A 22,558-nucleotide genomic window follows, 5' to 3' on the forward strand; every position below is an offset into this window, starting at 1 on the left:
CACTGTATTGTAATGACCGGGGAGATGGCGCCTGGCCCGTTTTCGGTTCCAGTGATAGCCCTTTGCGCTCCCCGTGGCTGCCCGTTGTGGCGGCCGTTTTCTGTTTGTCGGCGCCCCTCGAATCCTTGCGAGCGGTGGTATTGGGCTGTTTATTATTGGGAAGCCGTAATGATTGGCATAAAAAGCATTGCGAGCTACGTTCCTGTAGCCGGCGTGGACAATTACGCACAAGGTGCAAAATTCGAGAAGGATGAAGAATTCATCCTCGGCAAGATCGGTTCGGCCTTCCTCCCACGCAAAGACGCGGAACAGGAAACCTCCGATCTGTGCGTTGAAGCGGCCAATGCGCTGTTTGCCAACAACCCTGAACTGAAACGTGAATCCATCGATGCGCTGATCGTCGTCACCCAGAACGGTGACGAGGAAGGCCTGCCGCACACCGCAGCCATCGTCCAGGACAAGCTCGGGCTGCCGACCAATGTCGCGGCGTTCGATATTTCCCTGGGCTGCTCCGGCTACGTCTACGGCATCTACGCGATCAAAGGCTTCATGGAAGCCGCCGGTTTGAAAAACGGCCTGCTGATCACCGCTGACCCGTATTCGAAAATCGTTGATCCGGAAGATCGCAACACCACCATGCTGTTCGGCGATGCCGCTACTGCCACCTGGATGGGCGAAGACCCGGTCTGGGCGCTGGGCAAGGCCAAGTTCGGTACTGACGGTTCCGGCGCACCGCACTTGAAAGTGACCGATGGCGTGTTCTTCATGAACGGTCGCCAGGTGTTCAACTTCGCTCTGCTCAAGGTGCCGGCGCACCTGCACGAACTGCTCGACGATTCCGGCCTGAAGGCCGATGACATCGATGCCTTCTGCATCCACCAGGGCAGTGCGGCGATTGTCGATGCCGTGGCGCGGCGCTTCGAAGGCGAGCCGGAAAAGTTCATCAAGGACATGGTCGAGACCGGTAACACCGTGTCGTCCAGTGTGCCGCTGCTGCTGGAAAAACACGTGATGGATTCCGACTGGAGTCGCATCGCGATCAGTGGTTTCGGCGTCGGTTTGTCATGGGGTTCGGCGATTATTTATCGTCCTTGAGTCCGGTATGAACGACGAATACAAAAACAGCGTTCAAGGGGTAACCTTGAACGCTGTTTTTTTGCCTGAAGGGAGCGCAAGGCACCATGAGTGAGTTTTTCCAAGCTAACGCTGAAGTCTTCGAGCGACGCTGGCCGACGCTGTTCGCACGATTGCTGAACGAAGACAGTTCGGCAATCGAGGCCGAGCTGACGCAAGGGCTGGGCTCGACGCTGAGCATTGGCGGCATTCAGCTCACCAGCCGGCATGACCGTGTCCGCGAAGCGCAAATACAGGCCGCCAGCCTGCCAACGGACAAGCCGCAACTGCATGTCTACGGCACCGGCCTCGGGGATTTGCCCACGGTGTTGCTGGAGCGCGCCGGGCTTGAACGCTTGTATGTGCACATCCTCAATGGCGCGCTGTTCACCCTGGTGTTGCAACTGCTCGATCAGCGTGAGTGGCTGCAGGATCCGCGAGTTGAATTGCTCTACGCCGGCGACCTGCCCGACATCTGCACGCCGTTCTTTGCATTGCCTGCCGAAATGCTGCTGGCCGATGACTTCAACGCAAAGATTCGTGATCGACTGGTCAGCGAAGTGCACCTGAGCTTCAACAATCGCGAGTTCGATCCGCAGTCACCGTTCATTCAGCAGCGCCTGCAGGACTGCCTGCCCGTGTTGCTCGCCGACGATGATGTGGCGACGCTGTTCGGCACCTGCACCGGTCGGGAGATTTATGTGATCGGCACCGGGCCGACGCTGGAGCAGCACTTCGAGCGCCTGGCGGCGATTCGCGAGCGGTCCGGGCGTCCGTTGTTCATTTGTGTCGATACCGCTTACCGGCCACTGCGCGAGCACGGGATCGTGCCCGACTATGTGGTGAGCATCGATCAGCGAATCAGCTTCCGGCACTTGCCTTTCGAGGAGTCCGACGGCATCCCGCTGGTGTACCTGCCCATGAGTGATCCCGAGGTGCTGAGGGCCTGGAAGGGCAAACGTTATGGCGGTTACTCGGCCAGTCCGGTCTATGCGGCATTGCGTGAACAGCACCCGAGGGCGCTGCTGCATGTGGGCGGCAGCGTGATTCATCCGGCCGTGGACCTGGCGGTGAAGATGGGCGCTGCACGGATCACGCTGTTCGGCGCCGATTTTGCCTTCCCGATGAACAAGACCCATGCCGGCTGGAATGACGGTGACCTGGGGCCGTCGGTGAATCAGGCGCGGCACTGGGTGCGTGATGGCCATGGCCAGCGCGTCAGTACCCAGCTCAATTTTCGCGGTTATCTGTGCGTGCTGGAGCGATACATCGCCAGTCAGCCGCAGGTGGCGTTTTTCAACAGCAGCCGCGCGGGCGCGCAGATTGCCGGTACAGCGTTCAATCAGGAGTTCGTGCAATGACTGCGCTGCAAAGCTGGGTAGACGAATGCCACCAGTGCGCCGGGCTGTTTCGGTTGGGACGTGATGTCGAGGCCGCGTTGACCATGGTCGATGTGTTCGAGGGCGCGCAGCAGTCATTGCTGTCGGCCGGTGCGCAGAAGCAGCAGGCCTGGGCGCAGTTGCTCACGCAAATGCTCGAGTGCCAGGAGCGTCAGGACTGGTTGGGGCTTGCCGACTTCATGGAGTACGAGTTGATTCAATTGCTGGAAGAATCGTCCGCCTGACGACGGTCGAAGGCGCTGGCCCGCAGCTTTGCGCCACGGACGGTTTTATGACGTCATTTTTTAGAAGGTGAAGTGCTGCTAAGTCTTTGTTTTCTAGGGGGTGGCAGGGTGATGGCAAAATTTTTCAAAAAAGCCCTCAAGCAACCTGCAAACCCGACGATAACTATTACGAAGGTTCTCTAGGCCATACCCGGCGGTTGCCAGGGCCGGAAGCCGCAGTACCCAACCAACGAGGAATTCGTCATGGCTTTAACAGTAAACACCAACACCACGTCGTTGAACGTTCAGAAAAACCTGAACCGCGCTTCCGACGCTCTGTCGACTTCGATGCAGCGCCTGTCTTCCGGCCTGAAAATCAACAGCGCTAAAGACGACGCCGCTGGCCTGCAGATCTCCAACCGTATGTCTTCCCAGATCCGCGGTAACACCCAGGCAATCCAGAACGCCAACGACGGTATCTCCGTTGCCCAGACCGCTGAAGGCGCTCTGCAGGCTACTACCGACATTCTGCAGCGTATGCGTGAACTGGCTGTTAAAGCACGTAACGGTACCAACGGCACTGCTGACCAGACCGCTACCAACGCTGAATTCGCTCAGATGTCCGACGAGATCACCCGTATCTCGGCTTCGACCAACCTGAACGGCAAAAACCTGCTGGACGGTTCGGCTGGTACTGTGACTCTGCAAGTTGGCGCAAACACCGGTTCGGCTAACCACATCGACCTGGTACTGAGCTCCAAGTTCGACGCCGCCAGTCTGTCGGTAGGTAGCGGTACTGTTGTTCTGACCGGTGCTACTTCGGCTGCCGCCGCTTCGAACATCGACAACGCGATCACTGCAATCGACGCCGCTATCGCTGCAATCGGTGCAACTCGTGCCAGCCTGGGTGCTTCGCAAAACCGTCTGAACAGCACCATCCAGAACTTGCAGAACATCAACGAAAACACCACTGCTGCACAAGGTCGCGTACAAGATACCGACTTCGCCGCAGAGACTGCTAACCTGACCAAGCAGCAAACCCTGCAACAGGCTTCGACCTCTGTTCTGGCTCAAGCCAACCAACTGCCTTCCGCTGTACTGAAGCTGCTTCAGTAATTTCGGAATGAGTTTTAGCGGGGGAGTGCGCTTGCGTGCTCTCTCGCTTTTTACGTTATGAGGTGATGAGCATGGACATGAGCGTCAAGCTTAACGTGTCTTATCCGGCTCCCAAGCCAGCCAATACCGTTACCGACAAGCCGTCGGAAACCAAGCCTCAGACCGTTGATGCTGTTCCTGCCTCGAAAAAGAGCCAGGAAGCAGATGAAACCAAGCTGAAGCTGGCGGTGCAGGAGATCGAGAAGTTCGTTCAGTCGATCAAGCGCAATCTGGAATTCTCGATCGACGAGCATTCCGGCAAGGTCATCGTCAAGGTGATCGCGAGCGAGACGGGCGAGGTCGTACGACAGATCCCCTCCGCAGAAGCCCTCAAGCTGGCAGACAGCCTCGCCAACGCGAGTCACGTGTTGTTCGACGCCAAAGTCTGATAGCTGGCATGAATAGTGTTTGAAGTTCTTTAGACGCAGGCATTGGTCAAAAGACTGGCAATAACCCCAAGGGAGATGCACATGGCAAGTCCAATTTTACCGGGTTCGGGCCTGGGTTCCGGCCTGGACATCGGTGCGATCGTTACTGCGCTGGTCAATGCCGACAAGACGCCGAAACAGACGCAGATCGATAATGCGACTAAAACCAACACGCTGAAGATTTCCGGTATCGGCACGTTGAAGAGTGCGCTGACCGCATTCCAGACGGCGATGACCAACCTGGGCAGCAAGACCAATCCAGCGTTTGCCGGTTACACGGCGACTTCGGGCACTCCGGGCGTTCTAGGGGTCTCTGCGGATAACACCGCGGTCTCGGGTACTTACAGTGTTGTTGTGAATAAACTGGCCACCGGTTCGAAAATAGCCAGTGCATCCTTTGCCGGCGGTGCTGCCAGTGCCATTCCGAGTGGTACCCTGAAAATCAGTCAGAATGGCACTGATTACAATGTCACGATCCCGGCCAATGCCACTTTGCAGAGCACTCGTGACGCCATCAACACGGCTCAGGGCGTCAACGGCATTTCCGCCAACATTGTGACCGACAGCTCGGGCGCTTCGCGTCTGGTGATCAGTTCGAGCAAGACTGGCGCAGGCTCCGATATGAAGGTCAGCGGCATTGCCGGCCTGGAAATCGACGGCACACAGGAAATGGGCACCAGCCCGGCGGCCGGTGCTTCCGGCGCGGTCAACGGCCTCGCTCAGGATGCGTCTCTGACCATCGACGGCTTGGCAGTGACCAGCAAGAGCAACACGGTCACCGGCGCCATCAGTGGTCTGACGATGAACCTGGTAACCGTCAGCCCGGGTACGCCTCCGACACCTGTCACGGTGACTGTCGACGGTAACACCAAGGGTTTGCAGACGTCGGTTCAGGCGTTCGTCGATGCATACAACACCTTGAAAAACACCATTGATACGTTGTCCAAGGCAACGCCGGACGAAGATGGCAAGCTGACCGTTCAGGCGGCGTTCACCGGTGACTCCCTGGCGCGTTCGCTGGTTGCCGATATCCGTGGGCAAATCACGGCCCCGAGTGCTACCGCTGGCAGCCCGATGGCCTATCTGTCGCAGCTGGGTGTCATGACCGACCGCAATACCGGTAACCTGACGTTCGACACGGCCGCGTTCAACAAGGCCATGTCCACGCCAGGCATGAGCGGCAAGGTTCAGGAGATGTTCACCGGGACCAACGACACCAATGGTCTGTTGGCGCGCATGAGCAAGGCGGTGGATCCTTACCTCAAGGCTTCGGCCGATGGCAAGACCACCACCGGTTTGCTGGATCAGCGTCTGACGATCCTGAACGGCAATACGCGTAGCCTTACCGCCCAGCAAACGGCACTGGATATACGCGTTGCCGGCATGACCAAGACGTTGACTGCAAAATACAACGCCATGGACCTGCTGGTAGGACAAATGAAGGCCACAGCGAGCAACATTACTTCGTTCTTCAGCTCGCTGAACGCTCAGCAATCTGCGAAGTAACATGCAAGAGCGACAAAAACCCGGCTACGCTTTCGAGCGTGCGCCGGGTTTTTGTCTTATGGTCTAAAGTTTTTCGACTCGCTGGCGATACACTGTTCATACGAGTCATTGTGGCAAATGAGGTAGAACATGAATCCGATGTTAGCCCTTCGGCAATACCAGAAAGTAGGTGCGCACGCTCAGACGTCTGAAGCGAGCCCTCATCGCCTGGTGCAAATGTTGATGGAAGGCGGCCTGGACCGTATCGCCCAGGCCAAAGGTGCGATCGAGCGCAAGGACATTCCTGGCAAGTGCACGTCGATCAGCAAGGCCATCGGCATCGTCAGCGGACTGCGCGAAGGTCTGGATCTGGAAAATTCCGCGGATACGCTGGCTGATCTGGACGGTCTTTACATCTACATGATGAAGCGTCTCGCCGAGGCGAACATCAGTAGCGATCCGCGCATTCTTGATGAGGTTGCCGGCTTGCTGAGCACCGTCAAAGAAGGCTGGGATGCGATCGCGCCTGCGCCCGCTCCGCAGTTCTGAGGAGATCACCATGAGTCTTGTATTGCAGCGAATCGAAGAAACCCGAGCAGCGTTGGTCGGCGCCCTGGCCGAGCGTAACTGGGAGGCGATCGGTCAACTGGATCTCGATTGCCGTTCCTGCATGGAAGATGTCTTGAGTGAAGCTTCGGTGGACGAGGTCGCGTTGCGCGATAACCTTGAGGAGTTGCTGCATGTCTACAAGCAGCTGCTTGAAGTCGCCATGGGTGAGCGTCAGGCGATAGTCGACGAGATGTCGCAGATCACCCAAGCGCAGAACGCGGCAAAGGTTTACCATCTGTTTGGTTAATTAACCCTCAGTTAATCCAGACATGTGCGCCATAAATTTGACTGTGCACGGTTTTTTGACTTAACTAGTGGCTGTTTTCAGATTTCAGGCGTCTACAGGCACAAGGTGTCCTGCAAGCGTCTCGCTTGCCCCTCATTTTGGGCATTGAGTTGACTAGGGAAGTTGCTATTGCATGTGGCGTGAAACCAAAATTCTGCTGATCGATGACGATAGCGTCCGCCGCCGCGACCTGGCGGTGATCTTAAATTTTCTTGGCGAAGAAAATTTACCCTGCGGAAGCCATGACTGGCAGCAGGCAGTCGGCTCTTTGTCGTCTAGTCGTGAGGTCATTTGCGTACTGATCGGGACGGTCAATGCTCCTGGTGCGCTTTTGGGCCTGTTAAAGACACTCTCAACCTGGGATGAGTTCCTTCCGGTTTTGCTGATGGGCGATAATTCTTCGGTGGACCTGCCCGAAGACCAACGCCGCCGGGTACTTTCGACCCTCGAAATGCCGCCGAGCTACAGCAAACTGCTCGACTCCCTGCACCGTGCCCAGGTCTATCGCGAAATGTACGACCAGGCCCGCGAGCGCGGCCGTCATCGCGAACCCAACCTGTTCCGCAGTCTCGTCGGCACCAGTCGTGCGATCCAGCACGTGCGTCAGATGATGCAGCAAGTGGCCGACACCGACGCCAGCGTACTGATCCTCGGCGAGTCCGGGACCGGCAAGGAAGTGGTTGCGCGCAACCTGCATTACCATTCCAAGCGTCGCGACGCGCCGTTCGTACCGGTCAACTGCGGGGCGATCCCGGCCGAGTTGCTGGAAAGCGAACTGTTCGGCCACGAGAAGGGTGCCTTCACCGGCGCGATCACCAGCCGTGCCGGCCGCTTCGAGCTGGCCAACGGCGGTACGCTGTTCCTCGACGAAATTGGCGACATGCCGCTGCCGATGCAGGTCAAGCTGCTGCGCGTGCTGCAGGAGCGCACCTTCGAGCGCGTGGGCAGCAACAAGACCCAGAGCGTCGACGTACGCATCATCGCGGCGACCCACAAGAATCTCGAAAGCATGATCGAGATCGGCACCTTCCGCGAAGACCTCTACTATCGCCTGAACGTGTTCCCGATCGAGATGGCGCCGCTGCGTGAGCGCGTCGAAGACATTCCGCTGCTGATGAACGAGCTGATCTCGCGCATGGAGCACGAGAAGCGCGGTTCGATCCGCTTCAACTCCGCCGCGATCATGTCCCTGTGCCGCCACGGCTGGCCGGGCAACGTCCGCGAGCTGGCCAACCTGGTGGAGCGCATGGCGATCATGCATCCGTACGGGGTGATCGGCGTGGTCGAGTTGCCGAAGAAATTCCGCTACGTCGACGACGAAGACGAGCAAATGGTCGACAGCCTGCGCAGCGATCTGGAAGAGCGCGTGGCAATCAACGGCCACACGCCGGACTTCACCGCCAACGCCATGCTGCCGCCGGAAGGTCTCGACCTGAAGGACTACCTCGGTGGTCTGGAGCAGGGCTTGATCCAGCAGGCGCTGGACGACGCCAACGGCATCGTGGCCCGCGCCGCCGAACGCCTGCGCATTCGCCGCACCACGCTGGTGGAGAAGATGCGCAAGTACGGCATGAGCCGTCGTGAAGGTGATGAACAGGCGGATGATTGACGCCTGTTTTTCAACTGCTTCATTTATAAGCGGTTTTTTTTAGGCACGGGTATTGCTACATCCCTCGCAACGTTCCGTTTAACTGACGGTCAGCCAAGCGAGAGAGCACAATGCCCCAAGCCTCCCAGATGTCTTCTGTTCCCGAGTCCTCGGGGCAACTGCCGTCCGTAGAGCAGGCGAGCCGCCAGGGGCTTGAGCAGGCATTCGCCCTGTTCAATCAGATGTCCAGCCAGTTGACCGACTCCTACAGCATGCTCGAAGCCCGGGTCACCGAGCTCAAGGGTGAGCTGGCCGTGGTCAGCGCCCAGCGCATGCAGGAACTGGCGGAAAAAGAACGCCTGGCCAACCGTCTGCAAAACCTCCTGGATCTGTTGCCCGGCGGCGTCATCGTCATCGACGGTCACGGTATTGTGTGCGAGGCCAATCCGGCCGCCATCGATCTGCTCGGCCTGCCTCTGGAAGGCGAGCTGTGGCGCCATGTCATCGCCCGTTGCTTCGCACCCCGTGAAGACGACGGCCACGAAATTTCCTTGAAGAACGGTCGACGCCTGTCGATTGCCACCCGCTCGCTGGATGCCGAGCCGGGGCAGTTGGTGCTGCTCAACGACCTGACTGAAACCCGTCACTTGCAGGATCAGCTGGCGCGCCACGAGCGCCTGTCGTCCCTGGGGCGGATGGTCGCGTCGCTGGCTCATCAGATCCGCACACCGTTGTCCGCCGCGTTGCTGTACGCCAGTCATTTGACCGAGCAGGAACTGCCGGTCGCGACCCAGCAGCGTTTCGCCGGTCGTCTCAAGGAGCGCCTGCACGAGCTCGAGCATCAGGTGCGCGACATGCTGGTGTTCGCCCGCGGCGAGCTGCCGCTGACCGATCGTGTCACGCCGAATGCCTTGATGCAGTCGTTGCAGGCCGCGGCGCTGACCCATGTGCAGGATCTGCCGATCCGCTGGCAGTGCGACAGCCATGTCGGCGAGTTGCTGTGCAATCGCGACACGCTGGTCGGGGCGCTGCTCAATCTGATTGAAAACGCCATTCAGGCGAGTGCCGGCGAGGTGCGTCTGAAGGTGCATTGCTATACCCGCGACAACACCCTGCGTTTGTGTGTCAGTGACAGCGGCAGCGGTATTGATGCGGCGGTGCTGGCGCGGCTGGGCGAGCCGTTTTTCACCACCAAGGTTACCGGGACCGGCCTGGGCCTGACCGTGGTCAAGGCCGTGGCACGTGCGCATCAGGGAGAATTGCAGCTGCGTTCGCGGGTCGGGCGCGGTACGTGCGCGCAGGTCATCCTGCCGTTGTTTTCTGCTGTACAGGGAGCTGAGTGAGGGTCATGGGCATCAAGGTTCTGCTGGTCGAGGATGACCGCTCGTTGCGCGAAGCGCTGGCCGATACGCTGTTGCTGGCCGGTCACGACTATCACGCGGTGGGTTCGGCCGAAGAGGCGCTGAACGCCGTCGAGCGCGAAGCGTTCAGTCTGGTGGTCAGCGACGTCAACATGCCGGGCATGGACGGCCATCAATTGCTCGGCCTGCTGCGCGCGCGGCAACCGCAATTGCCGGTGCTGCTGATGACCGCCCATGGCGCGGTCGAGCGCGCGGTCGATGCCATGCGCCAGGGCGCGGCGGATTATCTGGTCAAGCCGTTCGAGCCCAAGGCTCTGCTGGATCTGGTGGCGCGTCACGCCTTGGGCAGCCTTGGCGCCAGTGACGCCGAAGGGCCGGTCGCGGTCGAGCCGGCCAGTGCTCAATTGCTGGATCTGGCAGCGCGAGTCGCGCGCAGTGATTCCACCGTGCTGATTTCCGGTGAGTCCGGCACCGGCAAGGAAGTGCTGGCGCGCTACATCCACCAGCAATCCCATCGTGCCAGCCAGCCGTTCATTGCGATCAACTGTGCGGCGATCCCCGACAACATGCTCGAAGCCACTCTGTTCGGTCACGAAAAAGGCTCGTTCACCGGCGCCATCGCGGCCCAGGCCGGCAAGTTCGAACAGGCGGACGGCGGCACCATTCTGCTCGATGAAATTTCCGAAATGCCCCTGGGTTTGCAAGCCAAGTTGCTGCGGGTGTTGCAGGAGCGGGAAGTCGAACGGGTCGGCGCACGCAAGCCGATTACCCTCGATATTCGCGTGGTCGCCACCACCAACCGCGACCTGGCCGGTGAAGTGGCGGCGGGGCGGTTCCGTGAGGACCTCTATTATCGTCTGTCGGTCTTTCCGCTGGCCTGGCGTCCGTTGCGCGAGCGCACCGCCGATATCCTGCCGCTGGCCGAGCGTCTGTTGGCCAAACACGTCAATAAAATGAAGCATGCGATGGCGAAGTTTTCGCCCGAGGCGCAAGCGTGCCTGATCGCTTATCCGTGGCCGGGCAACGTGCGCGAGCTGGATAACGCGGTCCAGCGGGCCTTGATTCTGCAGCAGGGCGGGTTGATCCAGCCGCAGGATTTCTGTCTCTCCGGGCCTGCGCTGTTTGCTCCATTGCCGGCGGCAGTGCCGGTTACGCCGGTCATTCGTGAAGTCGAGATCGAGGCGGATTCGGCCGGTGCGCTGGGCGATGACCTGCGTCGCCGCGAGTTCCAGATGATCATCGACACCCTGCGTACCGAGCGCGGCCGACGCAAGGAAGCCGCGGAAAAACTCGGCATCAGCCCGCGCACCCTGCGTTACAAACTGGCGCAAATGCGCGATGCGGGCATGGATGTCGAAGGCTACCTGTTCGCCACCTGACGGGTGGCGCAAACGTTTGAAACGGCTTTTCTGAAAGCGGTGCCCACGAGCTGGCACCGTTGTTGCTAACACCTGAGTACCCGCCGAGTGAGTGTCAAAAAATTGCGGGCCGCCCAAGAGAGTAGACCATGAGCCAAGGTATTGAATTTAATCGGTTGATGATGGACATGAAGGCCATGCAAATGGACGCCATGTCGAAGCCGAAATCGATTGCCGCTGCCCCTGAAGTGGCAGGCAGCAGCTTTTCCGACATGCTCGGTCAGGCCATCAACAAAGTCAGTGATACCCAGCAGGCGTCGACTCAGTTGGCCAACGCATTTGAAATCGGCAAGAGCGGCGTCGATCTGACGGACGTGATGATTGCCTCGCAAAAAGCCAGCGTGTCGTTCCAGGCCTTGACCCAGGTGCGCAACAAGCTGGTTCAGGCTTATCAAGACATCATGCAGATGCCGGTTTAAGGACGAGATTGAGTCATGGCAGAAGCAGTCGCCGATAACGTTCCGGCCAAGGCCACCCCGATAGACGGCAAACCGCCGCTGTTCGGCCTGTCCTTCCTGGAAAACCTCTCCGAGATGACCGTGCTGCGTCAGGTGGGCCTGTTGGTCGGCCTGGCCGCGAGCGTGGCGATTGGCTTTGCCGTGGTGCTGTGGTCGCAGCAACCGGACTACCGGCCTCTGTACGGCAGCCTTGCCGGCATGGACGCCAAGCAGGTCATGGACACCCTGGCCTCCGCCGACATTCCCTACACCGTCGAACCTAATTCCGGCGCCTTGCTGGTCAAGGCCGATGACCTGTCCCGTGCGCGGCTCAAGCTCGCGGCCGCTGGTGTCACTCCCAGCGACGGCAACATCGGTTTTGAAATCCTCGACAAGGAACAGGGTCTGGGCACCAGCCAGTTCATGGAAGCGACCCGTTATCGTCGCGGTCTCGAAGGCGAACTGGCCCGCACCATTTCCAGCCTGAACAACGTCAAGGGCGCGCGCGTTCACCTGGCGATCCCGAAAAGTTCGGTGTTCGTGCGTGACGAACGCAAGCCAAGCGCTTCGGTACTGGTCGAGCTGTACTCCGGTCGTTCGCTGGAGCCAGGCCAGGTCGTTGCCATTATCAATCTGGTGGCAACCTCCGTTCCCGAGCTGAGCAAATCGCAGATCACCGTCGTCGACCAGAAGGGCAACCTGCTGTCGGATCAGGCGGAAAACTCCGAAATGACCATGGCCGGCAAGCAGTTCGACTACAGCCGCCGCATGGAAAGCATGCTCACCCAGCGCGTGCACAACATTCTGCAACCGGTACTGGGCAACGACCGTTACAAGGCTGAAGTATCGGCCGACGTCGATTTCAGTGCCGTCGAATCGACCGCCGAACAGTTCAACCCGGATCAACCGGCGCTGCGCAGCGAACAGTCGGTCAACGAACAACGCACCGCCAGCAATGGCCCGCAAGGTGTGCCGGGCGCCCTGAGCAACCAGCCACCGTCGCCGGCTTCGGCGCCGCAAACCACCGGTGGCGCAGCCGCCCCGGCGAGCATGGTGCAGCCTGGCCAGCCACTGGTTGATGCCAACGGTCAGCAGATCATGGATCCGGCCACCGGCCAGCCGATGCTCGCGCCGTACCCGGCGGACAAGCGTCAACAATCCACCAAGAACTTCGAACTCGACCGTTCTATCAGCCACACCAAACAGCAGCAGGGTCGCCTGAATCGCCTGTCGGTGTCGGTGGTGGTGGACGATCAGGTCAAGATCAACCCGGCCAACGGCGAAACCACCCGTGCACCGTGGAGCGCCGACGAATTGGCGCGCTTCACCCGTCTGGTACAGGACGCCGTCGGCTTCGACGCCAGCCGTGGCGACAGCGTCAGCGTGATCAACATGCCGTTCTCCGCCGAGCGCGGCGAAGTGATCGCCGACATTCCGTTCTACTCCCAGCCATGGTTCTGGGACATCGTCAAACAAGTGCTGGGTGTGCTGTTCATCCTGGTGCTGGTGTTCGGCGTGCTGCGTCCGGTGCTCAACAACATCACCGGTGGCGGCAAAAGCAAGGAGCTGGCCGGTCTGGGCGGCGACATGGAGCTCGGTGGCATGGGCGGTCTGGACGGTGAACTGTCCAACGATCGCGTCAGCCTCGGCGGCCCGACCAGCATTCTGCTGCCGAGCCCGAGCGAGGGTTATGACGCTCAGTTGAACGCAATCAAGAGTCTGGTGGCAGAAGACCCGGGTCGTGTGGCCCAGGTCGTGAAAGAGTGGATTAACGCAGATGAGTGATAACCGAGCCGCCGTCGCCAAACTGTCCCGGGTCGATAAAGCCGCGATTCTGCTGCTGTCCCTGGGTTCGACCGATGCCGCACAAGTGCTGCGCCACATGGGCCCCAAAGAGGTTCAGCGAGTCGGCGTGGCCATGGCCCAGATGGGCAACGTCCACCGTGAGCAGGTCGAACAGGTCATGAGCGAGTTCGTCGACATCGTCGGCGACCAGACCAGCCTGGGCGTCGGCTCCGACGACTACGTGCGCAAAATGCTCACCCAGGCCCTGGGTGAAGACAAGGCCAACGGCCTGATCGACCGCATTCTGCTGGGCGGCAACACCAGTGGCCTCGACAGCCTGAAATGGATGGAGCCGCGCGCCGTTGCCGACGTGATCCGTTACGAGCACCCGCAGATCCAGGCGATCGTGGTCGCGTACCTCGATCCGGATCAGGCCGGTGAAGTGCTGGGCAACTTCGACCACAAGGTGCGTCTGGACATCATCCTGCGCGTCTCGTCGTTGAACACCGTGCAGCCGGCCGCGCTGAAAGAATTGAACCAGATCCTCGAGAAGCAGTTCTCCGGCAACTCGAACGCCTCGCGCACCACCCTGGGCGGTATCAAGCGGGCGGCGGACATCATGAACTTCCTCGACAGCTCGATCGAAGGCCAGCTCATGGACTCGATCCGCGAAGTCGACGAAGACCTGTCCGGTCAGATCGAAGACCTCATGTTCGTGTTCAACAACCTGGCCGATGTCGACGACCGCGGGATCCAGGCGCTGTTGCGCGAAGTGTCCTCCGACGTGCTGGTGCTGGCCCTCAAGGGTTCGGACGAAGGCGTCAAGGAAAAGATCTTCAAGAACATGTCCAAGCGTGCCGCCGAACTGCTGCGCGACGACCTCGAGGCCAAGGGCCCGGTGCGCGTCAGCGACGTGGAGACCGCGCAGAAGGAAATCCTCACCATCGCCCGCCGTATGGCCGAAGCCGGAGAAATCGTGCTCGGTGGCAAGGGCGGCGAGGAAATGATCTAAGCCCATGGACAAGCATGACGACGATGTGACGGACCTGATCCGTGCCCGGGACGTCCGCGGTTTCGAAACCTGGGCAATCCCGAGCTTCGATCCGCCGGCACCGGAACCCGAGCCGGAACCGGAGCCTGAACCGCCGGAAATGGAAGAAGTGCCGCTGGAGGAAGTCCAGCCACTGACTCTGGAAGAACTCGAAAGCATCCGTCAGGAGGCCTACAACGAAGGCTTCGCCATCGGCGAAAAGGAAGGCTTCCACAGCGCCACCCTCAAGGTGCGCCAGGAAGCCGAAGTGGTCCTGACGGCCAAGGTCAACAGCCTTGAGCAACTGATGGGCCACCTGTTCGAGCCCATCGCCGAGCAAGACACCCAGATCGAAAAGTCGCTGGTCGACCTTGTGCAGCACATCGCCAAACAGGTGATTCAGCGCGAGCTGGCCATCGACTCGACGCAGATCGAACACGTCATGCGCGACGCCCTCAAGCTGTTGCCGCTGGGCGTGGGCAATGTGCGGCTGTACGTCAATCCACAGGATTTCGAACAGGTCAAAGCCCTGCGCGAACGTCATGAGGAAACCTGGCGCATCGTCGAGGACGAATCCCTGTTGCCGGGCGGTTGCCGGGTCGAGACCGACCACAGCCGGATCGACGCCAGCATCGAAACCCGCGTCAGCCAGGTCATGGCCAAGCTGTTCGACCAGTTGCACGAACAGGCCTTGCACCCGGCCGCGCCGGACCTGAGCCTCGACTTACCGGAGTCGCCAAAACCGGCCCCGGTCGCAGAAGAGCCGCTCGCGGACGCCCCCGATGCGCCTTGAACGCACCAGCTTCGCCAAGCGCCTGAGCACCTACGCCGAGGCCACCGAAATCGCCGGTGCGCCGATTCTCGAAGGGCGCCTGCTGCGCATGGTCGGCCTGACGCTCGAAGCCGAAGGTCTGCGCGCCGCCATGGGCACCCGCTGCATGGTGATCAACGACGACACCTATCACCCGTCCCAGGTTGAAGCCGAAGTCATGGGCTTCTCCGGCAGCAAAGTGTTCCTGATGCCGGTCGGCAGCGTGGCCGGCATTGCCCCGGGCGCCCGCGTGGTGCCGCTGGCCGACACCGGTCGCCTGCCGATGGGCATGAGCATGCTCGGTCGGGTGCTGGACGGCGCCGGGCGTGCACTGGACGGCAAGGGCGGCATGAAGGCCGAAGACTGGGTGCCGATGGACGGCCCGACGATCAACCCGCTCAACCGTGACCCGATCAGCGTGCCGCTGGACGTCGGCATCCGTTGCATCAACGGTTTGTTGACGGTCGGACGTGGTCAGCGTCTGGGTCTGTTCGCCGGTACCGGTGTCGGTAAGTCGGTGTTGCTCGGCATGATGACCCGCTTCACGGAGGCCGACATCATTGTCGTTGGCCTGATCGGTGAGCGGGGTCGAGAAGTTAAGGAATTCATCGAGCACATCCTCGGTGAAGAAGGCCTCAAGCGTTCCGTGGTGGTGGCGTCGCCTGCGGACGATGCGCCGCTGATGCGTCTGCGCGCGGCGATGTACTGCACGCGGATCGCCGAGTATTTCCGCGACAAGGGCAAGAATGTCCTGTTGCTGATGGATTCGCTGACCCGTTTCGCCCAGGCCCAGCGGGAAATCGCCCTGGCCATCGGCGAGCCGCCGGCGACCAAGGGTTATCCGCCGTCGGTATTCGCCAAACTGCCGAAACTGGTGGAGCGCGCCGGTAACGCGGAGAAGGGCGGGGGTTCGATCACCGCGTTCTACACCGTGCTGTCCGAAGGCGATGACCAGCAGGACCCGATTGCCGACTCCGCACGGGGCGTGCTCGACGGGCACATCGTATTGTCCCGGCGTCTGGCCGAGGAAGGTCATTACCCGGCCATCGATATCGAAGCCTCGATCAGCCGGGTGATGCCGGCGGTGGTGTCGCCGGAACACATGCAGCGTGCGCAATACTTCAAGCAGCTGTGGTCGCGCTACCAACAGAGCCGCGACCTGATCAGCGTCGGCGCCTATGTCGCTGGCGGTGATCGCGAGACTGACCTTGCCATCAACCTGCAGCCGCAGTTGGTCAGGTATCTGCGTCAGGGCCTCAACGACAACATCAGCCTGGGTGAAAGCGAAGCGTATCTCGGCACGATTTTCGCCCCGGCGGCCGGCGGGTAACCGGTCATGGCCCTGAGTCGAGCCGCGCGTCTGGCGCCGGTGGTGGACATGGCCGAGAAGGCCGAGAAAACCGCCGTGCAACGCCTGGGTTACTTTCAGGGTCAGGTGAAAGTGGCCGAGAGCAAACTCGCCGACTTGCATGCCTTTCGTCTGGATTACTCCGAGCAGTGGATCGTACGCGGCAGCACGGGCGTTTCCGGGCAATGGTTGCTGGGTTTTCAGGGCTTTCTGGCGCAGCTCGACACCGCTGTCGATCAACAGCGTCAAAGTCTGCAATGGCACCAGAACAATCTGGACAAGGCCCGCGATGCCTGGCAGCAGGCATTCGCCCGGGTCGAAGGTCTGCGCAAGCTTGTACAACGTTATCTGGATGAAGCGCAGCGCGCCGAAGACAAGCGCGAACAGAAGCTGCTGGACGAGTTGTCTCAGCGTTTGCCGCGCCACGAGGTGTTTTGACGGGCAGATCTCGCACAGATCCCGACGCCATCGCGCCTTGCCCATGGCCCCTCCAAGTGCTAAACCTTGTACAAGTTCGTCAATGACAAGGAAGCCAGTACATGTCAGTCGTTACAGAAGTCTCTCCGGACAAGAAAAAACTGACGATTTCGGTCAAGGGGCGATTCGATTTCGCCAAGCATCAGGAATTTCGCCAATCCTACGAAAAAGAGCAGCCCGAATCGGTGATTGTCGACCTCAAGGAGGCGACCTATCTCGACAGTTCGGCGCTCGGCATGCTGCTTCTGCTGCGTGATCATGTCGGCGGTGACGACTCGGAAATCCGCGTGGTCAACAGCAGCTCCGACGTGAAGAAAATCCTCGCCATCTCCAACTTCGACAAACTGTTCGACATCAGTTGACGGCCATGCAGCCGCAAGAGCCGCTGACGATCCTGATTGCCGAAGACAGCGCCGCTGACCGGCTGTTGTTGTCGACCATCGTCCGTCGTCAGGGGCATGAAGTGCTGACGGCCACCCACGGTGCGGAGGCAGTCGAGGCGTTTATCCGGCAAAAGCCGCATCTGGTGCTGATGGATGCCATGATGCCGGTGATGGACGGGTTCGAAGCCGCACGCCAGATCAAGAAGCTGGCGGGTGAAAACCTGGTGCCGATCATCTTCCTCACGTCGCTGACGGAAAGTGAAGCCCTGGCCCGTTGCCTTGAGGCCGGCGGTGACGACTTTCTGGCGAAGCCTTACAACCAGGTGATCCTCGCCGCCAAAATCAAGGCGATGGATCGCTTGCGACGTTTACAGGCCACGGTTCTTCAGCAGCGTGACCTGATTGCCAAACACCACGAGTATCTGCTCAACGAACAACGGGTCGCCAAGGCCGTGTTCGACAAGGTCGCGCATTCCGGCTGCCTGAGCGCGCCGAACATCCGTTACCTGCAATCACCCTATGCGCTGTTCAATGGCGACCTGCTGTTGGCCGCGTACACCCCGGCCGGCGACATGCATGTGTTGCTCGGTGACTTCACCGGTCATGGATTGCCGGCGGCGGTCGGCGCCATGCCGCTGGCCGAGGTGTTCTATGGCATGACCGCCAAGGGTTACGGTCTGGCCGAAACCCTGCGGGAAATGAACGCCAAGCTCAAGCGCATCCTGCCGGTGGACATGTTCTGCTGCGCGACGCTGTTGTGCCTGAGTTTTCAGCGGCGCTCGGTGGAAGTCTGGAACGGCGGCATGCCCGACGGTTATCTGCATTGCCTCGCCACCGGGGAGCGCACACCGCTGGCGGCACGCCACCTGCCGTTGGGGGTGCTCAGCCCGCAGACCTTCGATGACCGCACCGAGGTTCACTCGATGGCGGTGGGCGATCGGGTGTTCCTGCTCTCCGATGGGGTTATCGACACCTGCGATGCCAACGATCAGCTGTTCGGTGTCGAGCGCTTGCACAAGGTGTTCGCCGCCAATCACCAGCCGGATCGGCTGTTCGAGGAAATCGAGCAGGCGTTGCAGGATTTTCGCGGTGAGGCCCGGGACGATGTGAGCATGGTCGAAGTCAGCCTGCTGGAGATGGCGCAGGTCAATCCATCGGCGCCGGTGTATTCCGACAGTGGCCAGTCCTGTCCGCTGGACTGGTCGGTGAGCTTCGAATTTCGCGGTGCCACGCTCAAGCGCTTCAACCCGTTGCCTTATCTGTTGCAGTTGCTGCTTGAGGTGCATGGCTTGCGGGCGCAGAGTGGCGCACTGTACAGCGTGCTGGCCGAGCTTTATTCCAACGCGCTGGAGCATGGCGTGCTGGGACTGGATTCGAGCCTCAAGCGCGATGCGTCGGGTTTCGCCCGTTATTACGAGCAGCGCAATGCGCGTCTCGAGGCCTTGCAGGACGGTTACGTGCGCGTGCATTTGCAAGTGCGGCCGGAAGGCGAGGGCGGTTGTCTGGTGGTGCGGGTCGAAGACAGCGGCCAGGGGTTTGATGTTTCGCGCGTGATGGAGCGGCCGCTCGACGGTGTCCGTCTGTCGGGGCGCGGGGTCAGCCTGATCCGGCAACTGGCGCGTAATGCCAGCTGGTCAGACGATGGTCGCAGTGCTCGCGTGGAGTTTTTCTGGGAGGCTCTGGCATAATCCGCGCATTCTTGATCAAGGAGTGAACAAGTGGCTGATACACATGTGGACCACGAGGCGCTAAGCGCGCTGCGGGAAGTGATGGAAGACAGCTATCCGGAACTGCTGGATACGTTCCTCGCCGATTCCGAAAATCGCCTGCGGGAGTTGCAGCAGACTGCCGATGCCGACGCATTGTCTTCCGTAGCGCACAGCTTCAAGGGCAGCAGCAGCAACATGGGCGCGACCCGTCTCGCGGTGTTGTGCCAGGAGCTGGAACAGCATGCCAAAGACAAAAGCCCTTCTGAAATCATCAAACTGGTCGCCGACATCCATAGCGAATTCGCCGATGTGCGGCCCGTTTATGTCGCCGAGCGGCAGCGCTCGCTGACGCACTGATTCTGCCGCCGGGCGGTTTTGTCGGAATTCTGACGAAACTGGCCCGGCACTTGCAGTCATCTATCCCAACTGTACCTACGATCCCAGTGCAGCGGAGACCGTGCCATGCCTGCAAGCCCCAACATTCTTCTTCAGACCGCCGCCCAGGCCAAGGCGCAAGCTGCCTCGGCCAAATCATCGGCAGTGGCCGCAGAGCCCGGGGACAAGGCCTCCAGCTTCGCTCAGGTGTTCGCCGATCAAGGCCCGAACAAGCCCTCGGTGACCGTCGACAATTCGGCAAAACCTGCCCGTGACAAGGTCGCCGACAACAGCGGCAAGAAAGACCTCGGCAAGGATCAGTCTGCCGCCCCGGAGCCGGCGGTTGCCGATAGCGGCAAAGCCTTGCCCGCCGACAAACCGGCGACGGCGGCAGCGGACGACAAGACCGCTACTGATGATGAGACTGCCGATACCGCACCGACTCCTGTTGTCGACACGGCACCGGTGGATCCGGCGCTGGTGGCAGCGGTAGAGCCCGTCGTTACCGCACCGGTAGTAGCCACCCCCGTTGTCGAGACCGCCGCGCAACCTGAAACCGACAAGCCAGCCGTGGCGGCATTGCCGGGTATGGTCAAGGATCCGGCGCCGACCACTGATCCTGCTTTCGACCCCGAGGCGGATCCGCTGGATTCGCTGCCTGCCGTGCGCATGGCCATGGAGCAGAGTGGGCACATTTCCGCTTCCAGCCAGTCCCAGCCCAAAGCCACCCCGGCCCAGACTCAGGCTGACGGCGAATTGACCTCGGCGCAGAACTTCGCTGCCGGCATGGCCAGCATGCTCGACGTGCAGGCTGACAAGGACAGCACCAGTCAGGGCGGTGAGAAGGCGTTCAGCGGTCTGATCGATGACGGCCTGAAAGACCTGAAGACCGCCACCAGCGACACCCGCGTGGATGATTTCGCCAACCGTCTGGCGGCGCTGACCCAGGCTGCCACGCCGAAAACCGCCAACGCGGTGCCGGTGAACCAGCCGATTGCCATGCACCAGAACGGCTGGACCGAGGAAGTGGTCAACCGGGTCATGTACCTGTCGAGCAACAACCTGAAGGCGGCTGACATCCAGTTGCAACCGGCCGAGCTGGGGCGTCTGGATATCCGGGTGAACATGGTCCCGGACCAGCAGACCCAGGTGACCTTCATGAGCGCGCATCCGAGCGTGCGTGAAGCCCTCGACGGTCAGATGCACCGCCTGCGCGACATGTTCAACCAGCAAGGCATGGGGCAGGTCGACGTCAACGTGTCCGACCAGAACCGTGGCTGGCAGGGTCAGGGTCAGGGCCAGGAACAGGCGCAACAGGGGCAGGGCGGTCGCACCAGTGCAGCCGGCGGTCGCCTGGATTCGGCCGAAGAAGAGTTGACGCCGGCCGCCGTGGCTGAAGCGGCGGCCACGGCCACTCACGTGATCGGCTCCAGCGCCGTCGACTACTACGCCTGACACTACGCTGTACTCCTGTGGGAGCGGGCTTGCTCGCGAAATCGGTAAGACAAACAACACATCTGTTGAATGTTGAACCGCATTCGCGAGCAAGCCCGCTCCCACATTGGTTTGTGGTGCTCTCCACGATGCTCCGACACTTCTGGCATAACACTTGCTCTTGCCTTGCCGTGCGACTGTGAAAACCCGATTAGTGACGGATTATTGGCATGGCGAAGAGCGAAGCTGCAGCAGTAAAAGACCCCGCAACCAAAGGCAAACTCAAGATGATCATTGCGATCGTGCTCGGGTTGCTGCTGGCCATCGGCGCATCTGTGGGGGCGACCTGGTTCTTCATGCACAGTGCGCAGAGCAAGCCCGAGGCGGCCGCCGAAGCGGCACCGGTCGGCAAGCAACCGGCGATTTTCGAGCCGATGGCGCCGGCCTTCGTGGCCAACTACAACCAGAACGGCCGTCAGCGCTACATGCAGGTGAGCATCACCATGCTGGCGCGCAATCAGGCCGATCTGGAAGCGCTCAAAGTGCACATGCCGGTGATCCGCAACAACCTGGTGATGCTCTTCTCCGGTCAGGATTTCGCCACGCTGGCGACTCCGGTCGGTCAAGAGATGTTGCGCCAGAAGGCCACAGCCAGCGTCCAGGAAGTGGCGCAGAAAGAGCTGGGCAAAGTGGTGATCGAACAGTTGCTTTTCACTAATTTCGTACTGCAGTAGGAACACGACATGGCCGTGCAGGATCTGCTGTCCCAGGATGAAATCGACGCGCTGTTGCATGGCGTCGACGATGGTCTGGTACAGACCGATAACGCTGCCGAACCCGGCAGTGTCAAAAGCTACGACCTGACCAGCCAGGATCGCATCGTCCGTGGACGCATGCCGACTCTGGAAATGATCAACGAGCGTTTTGCCCGCTACACCCGCATCAGCATGTTCAACATGCTGCGCCGCTCGGCGGACGTTGCCGTCGGTGGCGTACAGGTGATGAAGTTCGGCGAATACGTGCACTCGCTGTACGTGCCGACCAGCCTCAACCTGGTCAAGATCAAACCCCTGCGCGGCACCGCGCTGTTCATCCTCGACGCCAAACTGGTGTTCAAGCTGGTGGACAACTTCTTCGGCGGCGACGGCCGTCACGCCAAGATCGAAGGGCGTGAATTCACCCCGACCGAACTGCGCGTGGTGCGCATGGTGCTGGAGCAGGCGTTCGTCGACTTGAAGGAAGCCTGGCAGGCGATCATGGAAGTCAACTTCGAGTACATCAACTCGGAAGTGAACCCGGCCATGGCCAACATCGTCGGCCCGAGCGAAGCGATCGTGGTCTCGACCTTCCACATCGAACTCGACGGCGGTGGCGGCGACCTGCACGTGACCATGCCGTACTCGATGATCGAGCCGGTGCGCGAAATGCTCGACGCCGGTTTCCAGTCGGACCTCGACGACCAGGACGAGCGCTGGGTCAACGCCCTGCGCCAGGACGTGCTCGACGTCGACGTGCCGATCGGTGCCACCGTGGCGCGCCGCCAGTTGAAACTGCGCGACATCCTGCACATGCAGCCGGGTGACGTGATTCCGGTGGAGATGCCGGAAGACATGATCATGCGCGCCAACGGCGTGCCGGCCTTCAAGGTCAAGATGGGCTCGCACAAAGGCAACCTTGCGTTGCAGGTTATCGAGCCGATCGAGCGCCGCTGAAGCGGCGCCCT

23 protein-coding genes are annotated in these 22,558 nt (G+C 60.7%); all 23 read left to right on the top strand.

Annotation, left to right across the window (positions count from 1 at the left end):
* Positions 1-168: 168 nt before the first annotated feature.
* The 23 genes from CAF90_RS08780 (at position 169) to fliM (ending at position 22,547) form a co-directional block, all read left to right on the top strand.
* Positions 169-1,095: a ketoacyl-ACP synthase III gene (locus CAF90_RS08780; protein ID WP_007958310.1), complete on the top strand. Its 927-nt coding sequence runs from the start codon at positions 169-171 to the stop codon at positions 1,093-1,095.
* A gap of 86 nt (positions 1,096-1,181) precedes the next feature.
* Positions 1,182-2,474 (top strand): motility associated factor glycosyltransferase family protein, encoded by a 1,293-nt coding sequence (locus tag CAF90_RS08785; RefSeq protein WP_085605768.1) that lies wholly within the window; start codon positions 1,182-1,184, stop codon positions 2,472-2,474.
* Entirely contained in the window at positions 2,471-2,737 is a 267-nt protein-coding gene (locus tag CAF90_RS08790; RefSeq protein ID WP_085605770.1) for a hypothetical protein, read from the top strand. The genes CAF90_RS08785 and CAF90_RS08790 overlap by 4 nt, the downstream gene beginning before the upstream one ends.
* 243 nt (positions 2,738-2,980) lie before the next feature.
* Entirely contained in the window at positions 2,981-3,832 is an 852-nt protein-coding gene (locus CAF90_RS08795) for a flagellin domain-containing protein (protein WP_085605772.1), read from the top strand.
* Positions 3,833-3,903: 71 nt separating this feature from the next.
* Positions 3,904-4,260 carry a flagellar protein FlaG gene (locus CAF90_RS08800; protein ID WP_085605774.1) on the top strand — a complete coding sequence of 119 codons (357 nt, stop codon included), beginning with the start codon at positions 3,904-3,906 and terminating at the stop codon, positions 4,258-4,260.
* Between the two features lie 81 nt (positions 4,261-4,341).
* The gene (gene fliD / locus CAF90_RS08805; RefSeq protein ID WP_085605776.1) at positions 4,342-5,805 is read left to right on the top strand and encodes a flagellar filament capping protein FliD; all 1,464 of its coding nucleotides are present in this window, start codon (positions 4,342-4,344) and stop codon (positions 5,803-5,805) included.
* Positions 5,806-5,934: 129 nt separating this feature from the next.
* Entirely contained in the window at positions 5,935-6,333 is a 399-nt protein-coding gene (gene fliS, locus CAF90_RS08810) for a flagellar export chaperone FliS (RefSeq protein WP_085605778.1), read from the top strand.
* A gap of 10 nt (positions 6,334-6,343) precedes the next feature.
* A complete protein-coding gene (locus CAF90_RS08815) occupies positions 6,344-6,640 on the top strand; it encodes a hypothetical protein (protein WP_007958300.1) in 297 nt (98 codons plus the stop codon).
* Positions 6,641-6,812: 172 nt separating this feature from the next.
* Complete coding sequence (locus tag CAF90_RS08820; RefSeq protein ID WP_003222863.1) at positions 6,813-8,288, top strand: sigma-54 dependent transcriptional regulator; 1,476 nt, start codon at positions 6,813-6,815, stop codon at positions 8,286-8,288.
* A gap of 110 nt (positions 8,289-8,398) precedes the next feature.
* Positions 8,399-9,610, top strand: a complete 1,212-nt coding sequence (locus CAF90_RS08825; protein ID WP_085605780.1) for an ATP-binding protein — start codon at positions 8,399-8,401, stop codon at positions 9,608-9,610.
* Positions 9,611-9,615: 5 nt separating this feature from the next.
* Complete coding sequence (locus tag CAF90_RS08830; protein WP_085605782.1) at positions 9,616-11,007, top strand: sigma-54 dependent transcriptional regulator; 1,392 nt, start codon at positions 9,616-9,618, stop codon at positions 11,005-11,007.
* 128 nt (positions 11,008-11,135) lie between these two features.
* Positions 11,136-11,465 (top strand): flagellar hook-basal body complex protein FliE, encoded by a 330-nt coding sequence (fliE, locus tag CAF90_RS08835; RefSeq protein WP_007958292.1) that lies wholly within the window; start codon positions 11,136-11,138, stop codon positions 11,463-11,465.
* 15 nt (positions 11,466-11,480) lie between these two features.
* Positions 11,481-13,268 (top strand): flagellar basal-body MS-ring/collar protein FliF, encoded by a 1,788-nt coding sequence (gene fliF, locus CAF90_RS08840; RefSeq protein ID WP_007958290.1) that lies wholly within the window; start codon positions 11,481-11,483, stop codon positions 13,266-13,268.
* On the top strand, positions 13,261-14,280 hold the full coding sequence (gene fliG / locus CAF90_RS08845; protein WP_007958288.1) for a flagellar motor switch protein FliG: 1,020 nt from the start codon (positions 13,261-13,263) through the stop codon (positions 14,278-14,280). The genes fliF and fliG overlap by 8 nt, the downstream gene beginning before the upstream one ends.
* 4 nt (positions 14,281-14,284) lie before the next feature.
* Positions 14,285-15,091: a flagellar assembly protein FliH gene (fliH, locus tag CAF90_RS08850; RefSeq protein ID WP_085605784.1), complete on the top strand. Its 807-nt coding sequence runs from the start codon at positions 14,285-14,287 to the stop codon at positions 15,089-15,091.
* The gene (gene fliI, locus CAF90_RS08855; protein ID WP_085605786.1) at positions 15,081-16,439 is read left to right on the top strand and encodes a flagellar protein export ATPase FliI; all 1,359 of its coding nucleotides are present in this window, start codon (positions 15,081-15,083) and stop codon (positions 16,437-16,439) included. Before fliH ends, fliI begins: the two co-directional genes overlap by 11 nt.
* Positions 16,440-16,445: 6 nt before the next feature.
* Complete coding sequence (gene fliJ, locus CAF90_RS08860) at positions 16,446-16,895, top strand: flagellar export protein FliJ (protein WP_085605789.1); 450 nt, start codon at positions 16,446-16,448, stop codon at positions 16,893-16,895.
* Between the two features lie 101 nt (positions 16,896-16,996).
* The gene (locus CAF90_RS08865) at positions 16,997-17,296 is read left to right on the top strand and encodes an STAS domain-containing protein (protein WP_007951938.1); all 300 of its coding nucleotides are present in this window, start codon (positions 16,997-16,999) and stop codon (positions 17,294-17,296) included.
* 5 nt (positions 17,297-17,301) lie between these two features.
* On the top strand, positions 17,302-19,005 hold the full coding sequence (locus CAF90_RS08870) for a fused response regulator/phosphatase (protein ID WP_085605791.1): 1,704 nt from the start codon (positions 17,302-17,304) through the stop codon (positions 19,003-19,005).
* Positions 19,006-19,035: 30 nt separating this feature from the next.
* Positions 19,036-19,383, top strand: a complete 348-nt coding sequence (locus CAF90_RS08875) for an Hpt domain-containing protein (protein ID WP_007951942.1) — start codon at positions 19,036-19,038, stop codon at positions 19,381-19,383.
* Positions 19,384-19,488: 105 nt separating this feature from the next.
* Positions 19,489-20,856, top strand: a complete 1,368-nt coding sequence (locus CAF90_RS08880; protein WP_085605793.1) for a flagellar hook-length control protein FliK — start codon at positions 19,489-19,491, stop codon at positions 20,854-20,856.
* 209 nt (positions 20,857-21,065) lie between these two features.
* Positions 21,066-21,569: a flagellar basal body-associated protein FliL gene (fliL, locus tag CAF90_RS08885; RefSeq protein ID WP_007951946.1), complete on the top strand. Its 504-nt coding sequence runs from the start codon at positions 21,066-21,068 to the stop codon at positions 21,567-21,569.
* A gap of 9 nt (positions 21,570-21,578) precedes the next feature.
* Positions 21,579-22,547 (top strand): flagellar motor switch protein FliM, encoded by a 969-nt coding sequence (gene fliM / locus CAF90_RS08890; protein ID WP_003222890.1) that lies wholly within the window; start codon positions 21,579-21,581, stop codon positions 22,545-22,547.
* Positions 22,548-22,558 lie beyond the last annotated feature (11 nt).

It is taken from the genome of Pseudomonas sp. B37(2017) (genome assembly GCF_002112885.1).
GTDB classification, from domain to species: domain Bacteria; phylum Pseudomonadota; class Gammaproteobacteria; order Pseudomonadales; family Pseudomonadaceae; genus Aquipseudomonas; species Aquipseudomonas paraglycinae.

Excerpts from the sequence above, each read along its gene's own strand:
- CAF90_RS08880 (WP_085605793.1), top strand. The coding sequence starts at position 19,489 with ATGCCTGCAAGCCCCAACATTCTTCTTCAGACCGCCGCCCAGGCCAAG.
- fliJ (WP_085605789.1), top strand. The coding sequence starts at position 16,446 with ATGGCCCTGAGTCGAGCCGCGCGTCTGGCGCCGGTGGTGGACATGGCC.
- fliL (WP_007951946.1), top strand. The coding sequence starts at position 21,066 with ATGGCGAAGAGCGAAGCTGCAGCAGTAAAAGACCCCGCAACCAAAGGC.
- CAF90_RS08800 (WP_085605774.1), top strand. The coding sequence starts at position 3,904 with ATGGACATGAGCGTCAAGCTTAACGTGTCTTATCCGGCTCCCAAGCCA.
- fliE (WP_007958292.1), top strand. The coding sequence starts at position 11,136 with ATGAGCCAAGGTATTGAATTTAATCGGTTGATGATGGACATGAAGGCC.
- fliM (WP_003222890.1), top strand. The coding sequence starts at position 21,579 with ATGGCCGTGCAGGATCTGCTGTCCCAGGATGAAATCGACGCGCTGTTG.
- CAF90_RS08785 (WP_085605768.1), top strand. The coding sequence starts at position 1,182 with ATGAGTGAGTTTTTCCAAGCTAACGCTGAAGTCTTCGAGCGACGCTGG.
- fliD (WP_085605776.1), top strand. The coding sequence starts at position 4,342 with ATGGCAAGTCCAATTTTACCGGGTTCGGGCCTGGGTTCCGGCCTGGAC.
- fliS (WP_085605778.1), top strand. The coding sequence starts at position 5,935 with ATGAATCCGATGTTAGCCCTTCGGCAATACCAGAAAGTAGGTGCGCAC.
- CAF90_RS08865 (WP_007951938.1), top strand. The coding sequence starts at position 16,997 with ATGTCAGTCGTTACAGAAGTCTCTCCGGACAAGAAAAAACTGACGATT.
- CAF90_RS08795 (WP_085605772.1), top strand. The coding sequence starts at position 2,981 with ATGGCTTTAACAGTAAACACCAACACCACGTCGTTGAACGTTCAGAAA.
- fliF (WP_007958290.1), top strand. The coding sequence starts at position 11,481 with ATGGCAGAAGCAGTCGCCGATAACGTTCCGGCCAAGGCCACCCCGATA.
- CAF90_RS08830 (WP_085605782.1), top strand. The coding sequence starts at position 9,616 with ATGGGCATCAAGGTTCTGCTGGTCGAGGATGACCGCTCGTTGCGCGAA.
- fliG (WP_007958288.1), top strand. The coding sequence starts at position 13,261 with ATGAGTGATAACCGAGCCGCCGTCGCCAAACTGTCCCGGGTCGATAAA.
- CAF90_RS08870 (WP_085605791.1), top strand. The coding sequence starts at position 17,302 with ATGCAGCCGCAAGAGCCGCTGACGATCCTGATTGCCGAAGACAGCGCC.
- CAF90_RS08790 (WP_085605770.1), top strand. The coding sequence starts at position 2,471 with ATGACTGCGCTGCAAAGCTGGGTAGACGAATGCCACCAGTGCGCCGGG.
- fliH (WP_085605784.1), top strand. The coding sequence starts at position 14,285 with ATGGACAAGCATGACGACGATGTGACGGACCTGATCCGTGCCCGGGAC.
- CAF90_RS08820 (WP_003222863.1), top strand. The coding sequence starts at position 6,813 with ATGTGGCGTGAAACCAAAATTCTGCTGATCGATGACGATAGCGTCCGC.
- CAF90_RS08815 (WP_007958300.1), top strand. The coding sequence starts at position 6,344 with ATGAGTCTTGTATTGCAGCGAATCGAAGAAACCCGAGCAGCGTTGGTC.
- CAF90_RS08825 (WP_085605780.1), top strand. The coding sequence starts at position 8,399 with ATGCCCCAAGCCTCCCAGATGTCTTCTGTTCCCGAGTCCTCGGGGCAA.
- CAF90_RS08780 (WP_007958310.1), top strand. The coding sequence starts at position 169 with ATGATTGGCATAAAAAGCATTGCGAGCTACGTTCCTGTAGCCGGCGTG.
- fliI (WP_085605786.1), top strand. The coding sequence starts at position 15,081 with ATGCGCCTTGAACGCACCAGCTTCGCCAAGCGCCTGAGCACCTACGCC.